A 6,574-nucleotide genomic window follows, 5' to 3' on the forward strand; every position below is an offset into this window, starting at 1 on the left:
TTATCCATAAAACCACTGTGTATTAATTCCCCTTATCATAAAAATAATTTATTGTCTAGACACCTAAAATAACCTTAGCAAATAAAAGTGAGCTATCCTAATCACGTCAAAAGATAGTATTCGTATAAGTATTTACTAAATAAACCCCACTCTCAACTTCGAAAGTGATTGAAAAAAGAAGAGCACCTCACTAATCTATTGTTTTCGACCAAGAATACAATGGAGTTGTGAGATGCCCATAGACGAATTTATCATCAATATCTATTTAATGGTAGAGCAATATTACAAAATAGTCGTCACCAAACCCTTGCGAAGTGCAGGTTACGCGCCAAAGCTAAGTGATCCTGAGGTTATTTGCATGGAGATGGTCGGTGAATTTTTACACCTTGATCAAGACAAACAAATTTGGCAATACTTTACCCAGCATTGGCAAGACTGGTTTCCAGCCATCGGCTCATACCCTAACTTCGCAAAGCACTGCGCCAATCTGTGGCAAGTCAAACAGCAGATACAAGATAAAGTCAGTGAACTTGAGGGCCGTGACAACATTCATTTTATGGATGGCTTTCCGATACCCGTCTGTCATTATGGACGCGCTTATCGGCATAAAAACTATCAAGACTTAGCGGCTTTTAGCTACTGTGCGGCTAAGCAAGAGAGGTACTATGGCTTTGAAGGACATTTGCTTGTTAACTTATCGGGCATGATTAAAGGCTTTACCTTTGCTCCTGCCAATGTTGATGAAAGAGCGGTTGCCCCAGAAATCACCACTCATATTCATGGGCTACTTGGCGCTGATAAAGGGTATATCAGCCCTAGTCTGACATCGTACTACGACGCTCAAGGCGTGGATTTACAAACGCCACTCAGAGCCAACATGAAAGAGGATAGACCCAAACCTGTGGTAAGGCGGCTAATGAAAGCCCGCCGTATCGTTGAAACAGTCATTGGTCAGTTATCAGAACGATTTAATATACAAAAGGTACGAGCAAGAGATTTATGGCATTTGTCTCATCGATTGATTCGTAAGATTCTTTCACACAATCTGTGCTTTGTACTCAACAAAAAACTTGGTAACCCGCCTCTTCAGTTTGATTTGCTTATTTCAAGTTGAGAGTGGGGTTAAATAAATGACAACTATTTATTCTGAACTTCGTTGTCTTATTTGCTTTATCATTTTAATCTATCTTGTCAAGGGTACAGTATACCTGTCTTTGCGCCTTCAACTCATCTCATAACTTGTTTTCATTTACAGTTTAAGCATACCGTTACCACAAAGTAATTTTAGATTACGTATTGTTAATTGACTCATTTTTGTATATATTCCTAATAAGTTTATGACTGTTCAGTATAGTCATCGACAAGCAAGACAATAACGAATGTTTAAATGTGCAAATGTTATTGTGATTTGACGACGCTTATATGTGATGACACTGTCACATATCAATTAATGTTTGATAAAACTGGTTAAGTAAGCCGTTAGTCGTTATGCTTGTACCCTCTATGTTTGTAATCTCTATATAAGTATTGAGAGTCGAGTAAGTCTTTAGAGCCAAAATGGTTCAGCTTTATATAGATAGCACTGAGTTATGAGTGCGATAGACGTTAAGCCGCGAGTGTTAACTCTCAATCGTTAAGTCAATATGACTCATTAGCAGCGGCTCGACCATCTTGTTTTATTGTTAGGCAAAAGGAGTTGTCCTATGGAGAACCACAACGATCCATCCGGTTATTGGCGCGCCAATGTCCGTCTCATTTTAGGTAGCCTAGTCATTTGGGCACTATGTTCTTATGGATTTGCAATTTTATTGCGTCCCCTCTTAGCAGGTATCAGAATCGGTGGTACTGACTTAGGCTTTTGGTTCGCTCAGCAAGGTTCCATTGCCGTATTTATCATTCTAATTTTCTTCTACGCGTGGCGTATGAATAAGTTGGATAAACAATACGGCGTAGACGAGGAGTAGAGCATGAGCCAATATCTGATTAATATTATTTTTGTAGGGGCGTCTTTCGCGCTGTACTTCGGTATCGCGATTTGGGCACGTGCTGGTTCAACCAGTGAGTTTTATGTTGCAGGCGGCGGCGTGCATCCAGTTGTAAACGGTATGGCTACCGCTGCTGACTGGATGAGTGCGGCGTCCTTTATCTCCATGGCAGGTCTGATTGCTGCTGGTGGTTATGGTGCTTCAACTTATTTGATGGGCTGGACAGGCGGTTATGTACTACTCGCTATGTTGCTTGCCCCATACTTACGTAAATTCGGTAAGTTTACGGTTCCAGACTTCATTGCCGATCGCTTTTATTCTAAGACCGCCGCTATGATTGCGGTGGTTTGTTTGATTGTCGCCTCCACCACTTACGTTATCGGTCAGATGACAGGTGCTGGTGTTGCTTTCTCTCGTTTCTTAGAAGTTGAAAACGATACCGGACTGATCATCGCTGCTGTCGTTGTCTTCTTCTATGCCGTATTAGGCGGTATGAAAGGGATTACTTACACGCAGGTAGCACAGTACGTGGTGCTAATGATTGCTTATACCATTCCAGCAGTCTTTATCTCGCTAGAACTAACCGGTAACCCAATCCCAGGTCTAGGCTTGTTCTCAAACCATGTTGAGTCAGGCATTCCTATCTTAACTAAGCTTGATCAAGTCGTCACTGACTTAGGCTTTACCGCTTATACCGCTGACGTCCCGAACAAGCTCAATATGGTGCTGTTTACCTTATCACTGATGATTGGTACAGCTGGCCTACCACACGTTATCATTCGCTTTTTCACCGTTCCTAAAGTGGCTGATGCACGTTGGACAGCGGGTTGGACACTAGTATTCATCTCGCTATTGTACTTTACTGCTCCAGCGGTAGGTGCGATGGCTCGTCTAAACCTCATTGATACGGTCTATCCACAAGGGGTTGCAGAAGCACCTTTAGAGTATGATCAACGTCCAGACTGGATGGCAACATGGGAAGATACGGGACTGATTAAGTACAACGATCTCAACAATGACGGCCGCATTCAGATGTATAACGATAGTGGCCTTGGCGCAGCGGAGCTGGCTTTAACCAATGCCGAAACCGAAGGTGGTGATGTTGGCGCGGCTACTACAGCCGTCGAAGAGGCTCGTGTTGCCAACGATACTGCACTTGATGGACGTTTTGCTAATGCTGGCTGGGCAGGTAACGAGCTGGATGTGAACAATGACATCTTAGTACTCGCCAACCCAGAGATTGCGCAGCTACCACCTTGGGTTATCGGTCTGATCGCTGCAGGTGGCCTTGCCGCTGCACTATCGACAGCAGCCGGCCTACTCCTTGCGATTTCATCCGCTATCAGTCATGATTTGATTAAGCGTAATCTTAATCCAAACATCACCGATAAAGGCGAGTTGCAAGTCGCCCGTATCTCTATGGCAGTTGCCATTGTCGTCGCAACTTGGCTCGGACTCAATCCGCCAGGGTTTGCAGCACAGGTGGTTGCTCTTGCCTTTGGTATTGCTGGAGCATCCTTGTTCCCAGCACTGATGATGGGTATTTTCTCTAAGCGTATTAATAACTTAGGCGCTATCTGCGGGATGCTCACCGGTCTACTCACCACCTTAGTTTACATCTTTGTCTTCAAAGGTTGGTTCTTCATTAGTGGTACGGCGAACTTCCCTGATACTGCAGAGTACTGGTTGTTTGGCATCTCACCATTATCCTTTGGTGCTATCGGTGCGGTACTGAACTTTGCCGTAGCCTTCGCGGTGTCTTACGCAACCAAAGCACCACCACTGCACATTCAAGAGCTAGTAGAGAGCGTACGTTCTCCGCGTGGAGCTGGCGGCGCAATCGACCACTAAGCTATTGTATAAACAGTGAAATCTATCGGTTATTTATCTATCACTCACAGGCAGCAACTGCTTGTGAGTGATTTTTTATTCGCTTATCACTATACCAGCACTGGCACAAACAGACTGTCTCTAAGCTGTTTTGGTTATATTCAGTGCTGATCGCATTAAGGAAAGTTCTATGCTTTTTGAGTTTATCGCTACCATAGCCGCCGCTTTTGGCATGGCAGGTTTGGCCCTTGTTATAACTCACCTCACCAAAATAGCAGGCAAGCGCGCGCCAAAATGGCTGGTGCCTTTATTTGCCGCTATTGGTATTTTTGGTTTTCAGATTCATCAAGAGTACAACTGGTACCATCAGCAAGTCGCTAAGCTACCTGAGGGCGTAACCGTAGTAAAAACTGCCGAGAGCTCAGAATGGTTTCGTCCTTGGTCTTATATAAAACCGCAGATACTGCGTTTTATCGCGGCGGATAGCGGCAATGCTACGATGCACGTAGATAATCCAGATATGCGCTTGGTAAATTTATATTTGTTTGAGAGACGTCGAAGTGTGCAGCAGATACCGCAAGTGATTAACTGCGCTGCCCCTGCACGCGCAGATTATGTGTTTCAAGACAAGACAAGCGAGCTGACTCTCGATGAGCATGTCAAGCAGACGACCGCATGGCGTCCATTAAGCACAGAAGATCCATTATATATCAATGTCTGCACAGATCAGACGTAAGCGCTTTATCAACAAAGGCGGCACGTGCTGTTGCCAGCCAATTGGCTTAGAGCGGCTTAGTCGTTTTATAAGCGTGCTTTGAGTTGGCCCCTATTAGTAATCCGGCGCACAGACCACCGAAATGCGCTGCAAAAGACACCCCTGGCTGCGGCATTAGACCTTGTTTAATGGTCAGCCAATACCCTGCTCCCATCACAATACAAGCAAGCAAATAGCCCCAACGCCGTGCAAAAACAGCGCCGCCTATCATATAGCCAAGCATCGCAAAACATAACCCCGACGCTCCAATATGAATGGTCAAGGGTGATGCTATCACCCAAGTGGCCACTCCTGAGGCGACAATAAGCTTCAATATTGTACGATAAGCATTGTTTTCAAACAGCCCAAACAAAAACAATATCTGCAATAATATAAAAGTATTGCCCGTCAAATGAGCAAAATTACCGTGCATCGTCCATGACGCTATCACGCCTATCATACTACCCAAATCTAGGGTGCGCGGCACAATACCGAAGATATTCCATAAGCCAAATAGCACGCTTTCATTCAGAAAAAACATACCCCACATCGGTATGAGTACAAAAGCGTATAAACCAACAACCTGCTTTATTCGCGCCACAATCAAGTTGAGCAATTGCTGCCAATTCATATATCATCCTATTGTTTAAATTTCGCTTATCTGTACATGCTCAATGATTTACTACAAATAGTGGGCGCACAGCAGGCTTGAATGACAATAATGTTGCATCTTTATCAGTAGTTAGATAGCTATCACCGTGCAGTAACGACGTCGAACGATAAGGGACTAAAGCGGTCGGCATAAAGCGCCGCGCCGCATCTATGTGCTTTATAGAGTCGTCAAAAAAGATATGCGGGGCAAAGGTTTTGAGCACCGATGTTTTCTCAAGCCCTCCCAAGAAGAAAGCCATATCCACATCTACGCCCCAAGCTCGCAAGGTTTTTATCGCTCGCAGGTCTGCAGGCGCATTGCGGGCCGTCACTAAAGCAATCTTAATCGGACAGTGATGCACTTTGGCAGGTAAGCGCTGCTGCAATTTTGATAGCTTAATTAATAGCTCGGCATAAGGGCCCTTTTCGATCGGTAAGTCGATCATCTCAGCTTCCCTATCATGAAAAGCTTGTAGGCCTTGTTGTTTATACAATAGCTCCCCTGAGTCGTCAAACAATACCGCATCACCATCGAAGGCGATGCGTAGCTGATCGGTATCCAGCTCATAAGTGTTGACGGGAGTGGCGTCCAATATCGCACAAGCGCAAATGTTGGCATCAGCGACTTGCTGAGCGTCCTCACGGTTGGTCGTCAAAAACAGATCGACATTAAAATCTTTGATATATGGAGCGACAGGACTTCCGGATACAAAGGCGGAACGTGAAATATTCAAACCGTTGTCACGAATGGCATTGAGCACTTGAATGCCAGTATCAGGACTGCTCTTTGAGACGATGACGACTTCTACAAGTGGCGACTCGGTCGTTAAATCCGCTGATAGACAGTCGTTACAGTAATTATTTAGATTCAGCAGCGCTTTGATTAATGGATATCCTGCACCACTATCTAATGGCTGATCTTCACGCTTCGCCATATAATCGCGAAACTCCTTTACTGCCTCGTCAGGGCGCTGCTGTAGTAGCTGTAAAAGGTGGTTCTCAGACTCCGTTAAGTCAAACAATGCTGTCGCTGATATAGCCACTATTAAAGTATTGGTTAAATCGACTGCCATATTATCCGTTCTCTATTCTAAGCATGGTATTGGTTAATGCTCATCAGTTTAGCAATTAAACCTCAGTAGGTAAGTAAGATTTTTATTATTGGCTACTCTTTAATAGTAATCCCTTTTGTACTGATAATTTATTAAATAATACTTAATTATCGTTATTAACTATTAATAAAAATTATATAATACTATTGAAATATACCCCTTTGGCCTCAAATAAATAGCTAAGAGTAATAAATCAATGCTCACCAACAGATATTAAAGAATCAGGAAAGAATAATGAATAA

6 protein-coding genes are annotated in these 6,574 nt (G+C 43.9%); 4 read left to right on the plus strand and 2 right to left on the minus strand.

Annotated features, from left to right (window positions below):
• The first annotated feature begins 232 nt into the window (after nt 1–232).
• The 4 genes from JMY03_RS06295 to JMY03_RS06310 all read left to right on the plus strand — a co-directional run bounded on the left by JMY03_RS06295 (nt 233) and on the right by JMY03_RS06310 (nt 4,551).
• Nucleotides 233–1,114 (plus strand): IS982 family transposase, encoded by an 882-nt coding sequence (locus tag JMY03_RS06295; protein WP_201595979.1) that lies wholly within the window; start codon nt 233–235, stop codon nt 1,112–1,114.
• A gap of 589 nt (nt 1,115–1,703) precedes the next feature.
• Complete coding sequence (locus JMY03_RS06300; RefSeq protein ID WP_025646237.1) at nt 1,704–1,964, plus strand: DUF4212 domain-containing protein; 261 nt, start codon at nt 1,704–1,706, stop codon at nt 1,962–1,964.
• A gap of 3 nt (nt 1,965–1,967) precedes the next feature.
• Complete coding sequence (locus JMY03_RS06305) at nt 1,968–3,836, plus strand: sodium:solute symporter family protein (protein WP_201602023.1); 1,869 nt, start codon at nt 1,968–1,970, stop codon at nt 3,834–3,836.
• Nucleotides 3,837–4,005: 169 nt separating this feature from the next.
• A complete protein-coding gene (locus tag JMY03_RS06310; protein WP_025646233.1) occupies nt 4,006–4,551 on the plus strand; it encodes a hypothetical protein in 546 nt (181 codons plus the stop codon).
• 46 nt (nt 4,552–4,597) lie between these two features.
• Here JMY03_RS06310 and JMY03_RS06315 read toward each other — a convergent pair whose 3' ends face one another.
• Together JMY03_RS06315 and JMY03_RS06320 are read right to left on the minus strand one after the other, a co-directional pair.
• Nucleotides 4,598–5,200: a rhomboid family intramembrane serine protease gene (locus tag JMY03_RS06315; protein WP_201602025.1), complete on the minus strand. Its 603-nt coding sequence runs from the start codon at nt 5,198–5,200 to the stop codon at nt 4,598–4,600.
• Nucleotides 5,201–5,240: 40 nt separating this feature from the next.
• On the minus strand, nt 5,241–6,293 hold the full coding sequence (locus tag JMY03_RS06320) for a 5'-nucleotidase (RefSeq protein WP_201602027.1): 1,053 nt from the start codon (nt 6,291–6,293) through the stop codon (nt 5,241–5,243).
• Nucleotides 6,294–6,574: the final 281 nt, after the last annotated feature.

The sequence above is a fragment of the Psychrobacter submarinus genome, from assembly GCF_904846685.1.
Taxonomy (GTDB): Bacteria; Pseudomonadota; Gammaproteobacteria; order Pseudomonadales; family Moraxellaceae; genus Psychrobacter; species Psychrobacter submarinus.